This window comes from uncultured Leptotrichia sp. (genome assembly GCF_938036635.1).
GTDB lineage: Bacteria > Fusobacteriota > Fusobacteriia > Fusobacteriales > Leptotrichiaceae > Leptotrichia > Leptotrichia hongkongensis.
Genome location: NZ_CALHQO010000439.1, coordinates 1 through 3,146 on the forward strand (window position 1 = coordinate 1; position 3,146 = coordinate 3,146).

Sequence of the window (3,146 nt, forward strand, 5' to 3'; positions counted from 1 at the left end):
TACTCGAACCTATTTAAAATTAAACTGCTAGAAATTATATAATTCAGGGTTTGAGTAAAATAGTCATAATTTTTGAGTTCTGTTTTAAACTAGTGTTACTATATTTATAAAATAAAAAAATTGGACTATCATATAAAGTTAGTCCATTTTTATTTTCAAATCTGTCATTTTTATTTCTTCTTAAACCATTCAAACACTTTTTTCAGCGACAATACAGGTTTATTTCTTACAATTTTTTCATTTCCAAGAAAATCACGCATTGTCTTTAGTGTTTTTCCCGCATTTTTTACAACAAAATTATACGATCCAGCACTTTTAGTATCTATGAAAAAACCACGAATATACTTATCTTTAAAAAAGATTTGTGCTCTCACTCTCACAATTTCTCCCCAAGGAATCTGAATATAGTCTTCGGGATTACGGTTATTATAAAATTCGAAAGCTTTGTCACCTACAAGTATATCTCCATTTTTATTTCCAAACATTCCCGATAGAGAATTTGCCTTTGTTGTAAATAACACTTTTGTATTCATCGAAATAGCCACTTTTATTCCTCATTTCTTTAATTCAAATTTATTACATAAAATTAGAAAAAAGTTGGCTTTTTAGTTCCAACTTCTCTCTTTTTAATAGATTTTCCAATTATTTAAATTGAATTTTTAGTAGTCATTCTTTATTTTTAGAAAATTCCAACTAAGTGTCCTAAAATTCCCACTGCAAATAGTCCAAAGATAATTAAAATTGGACTAACTTTTTTCTTAAGAAGCCACATACATAAGAATGTTAATAATAAAGCTGCTAATCCTGGCACTAATTGATTTAAGTTATCTTGTAATGTTGTTACTTTTTCTGGTGTAAGAGAAACTCCACTTGCAAGATCTCCTAAGATTTTTTGTAACTGTTCACCATTTACAGCCTCTTTTGGAAATTCAACATAAGCACCCTTTGATAATGGAACTTTTGATACAATCATTGGGAAATTAATTGAAGTCCAACGTTGAACCAAAATTCCCATAACGAACATTCCTAAAATAGATGCTCCTTTTGTAATGGTTTGTAATAAACCACCTGATAAATCTTTTGTAATTTCAGCACCTTTTTGGTAACCAAATTCTTGAGTGTACCATAAAAATGCTATACGAATTAGATTCCAAAAAATGAAGAAGAACAACGGTGCAATAACTGAACCACTTGTTGCAAGTGATGCTGCAATTGCTCCTAAAATTGGACGTACTGTGAACCAGAATACTGGATCTCCGATTCCTGCAAGTGGTCCCATCATTCCAACTTTTACCCCTTGAATAGCTGCATCATCAATTTTTGCTCCATTTGCTCTTTCTTCTTCAAGAGCAAGAGTTACTCCTAAAATTGGAGCAGCAATATATGGGTGAGTATTAAAGAATTCCATATGTCTTTTTAAAGCTGCCGAAGCATCATCTTTATTTGGATATAATTTTTTCAATGCCGGGATTAAAGAATAAGCCCAACCTCCATTTTGCATACGTTCGTAATTCCAAGAACCTTGAAGAAATTGAGAACGTAACATTACACTACGACGATCTGATTTTGATAATTTTATTTTATTTTCTGCCATTTCTTATTCCTCCCTTATTAATAATCATTTAAAATGTCACCTAACGGATCTCCAGAAGAAGTTGAACCTCCATCTCCACCACCGTTACCTTTGTTATTAGTAACATTTAAGTAAATAATAGCTGCACATACACCGATAATTCCTGTTGCAATTAATGTAAGTTGATTTACTGGTGCTAATGCAAACCCTAAGAAGAAGAATGGCCATACTTCTTTATTTGCCATCAAATTAATAACCATTGCATATCCTACAGCTACAACAAATCCACCACCAATAGTCATTCCTTCAGTAAACCATGCTGGTAATGACCCTAATGCTCCTTGAATAATTTCAGAAGGTATAAATAACAGTAATCCTGCTGGAATTGCAATACGTAATCCTTGACAAGCAAGAGCTACCATGTGCCATAACTCTACACCTTTGAAATTTCCTTTTTCTGCTTCTCTATCTGCCTGGTGAACAATAACTACTGATAAAGTACGAACAACCATAGTTAAAACTAAACCAACTGTAGCTAGTGTAATTGCCGCTGCAATTGCAACATTACGTCCATCAGGAGTAAAATTACCTGCTTTAACAAAAATGATAGCCGAAGCAACAGAGGCAAGAGCTGCATCAGGTGCAACTGCTGCTCCTATATTAGCCCAACCTAGAGCAATTAATTGTAATGCTCCTCCTAAAATAATACATTCACCAATACGTCCCGTAGCAACTCCAACTAATGAACACGCAATAATTGGCTGATGGAATTGGAACTGGTCAAGGATTCCTTCCATTCCTGCTAGAAATGCGACGATTAATATTAAAATAATTGATAAAATATTAAAATCCATAATAACCTCCTAAAATTAAAGTTTTAATCCTTCGTTTTGTTTTTCTGAAATTAGTTTAAATAAGTCTGCTCTCTTATCAGCAGCAACTTTTCTTACATCAAATTGAACACCTAAATCTCTAAGTTTCTTATAAGTGTCAACATCATTCTGATCCATTGAAAGTACATTGTTTACCATAACTTTTCCAACACTATGTGCCATTGATCCTACATTTAACTCTTTAATATCTACACCTTTTTCAATTACATAAAGTGCATCCTGAGGATTTTCAAATAGCAATAATGCTTTTGTATTCCCAAATCTTGGATCTTTTGAAACTTCTACTAATTTGTCAAGCGGAATAACATGTGCACGTACACCTGGAGGCGCTGCCTGTTCGATTAATTTTTTACGTAGTTCATCTTTTGAAACTGTGTCTGAAACTACGATTATTCTATTTGGATTTGTTGCTTTTGTCCAGCTTGTTGCAACTTGTCCGTGTAACAAACGTGTATCAATACGAGCTAGAACAAATTTTATTTTCCCATCTCCGATAACTGTTCCTTCTGGAATTGCTCCTTTTGGCGTGTCATCTTGAGCTTCTGCTTTTGCTACTGTTTCTTTAGGCTGTAATTCTTCAGGACGAACCTTGACTTGATCTCTTCCTTCTGGAACAATAGCCTTTGCTACTTCATGAGCTGTATTTAAGTCTTCTCTTTCTGATAAAGCTGCTAAAAGCA

The 3,146-nt window shown here is 33.4% G+C and carries 4 protein-coding genes; all 4 read right to left on the bottom strand.

The window, feature by feature from the left end:
- Nucleotides 1-170: 170 nt before the first annotated feature.
- Nucleotides 171-545 (bottom strand): DUF956 family protein, encoded by a 375-nt coding sequence (locus Q0370_RS08760; protein ID WP_299574732.1) that lies wholly within the window; start codon nt 543-545, stop codon nt 171-173.
- A 134-nt stretch (nt 546-679) separates the two neighbouring features.
- Nucleotides 680-1,594, bottom strand: coding sequence for a PTS system mannose/fructose/sorbose family transporter subunit IID (locus Q0370_RS08765; RefSeq protein WP_299574735.1), 915 nt, complete (start codon nt 1,592-1,594; stop codon nt 680-682).
- A gap of 17 nt (nt 1,595-1,611) precedes the next feature.
- A complete protein-coding gene (locus tag Q0370_RS08770; RefSeq protein ID WP_299574738.1) occupies nt 1,612-2,427 on the bottom strand; it encodes a PTS mannose/fructose/sorbose transporter subunit IIC in 816 nt (271 codons plus the stop codon).
- A 15-nt stretch (nt 2,428-2,442) separates the two neighbouring features.
- On the bottom strand, nt 2,443-3,146 hold a 704-nt coding region (locus Q0370_RS08775; protein WP_299574740.1), incomplete at its 5' end, for a PTS system mannose/fructose/N-acetylgalactosamine-transporter subunit IIB.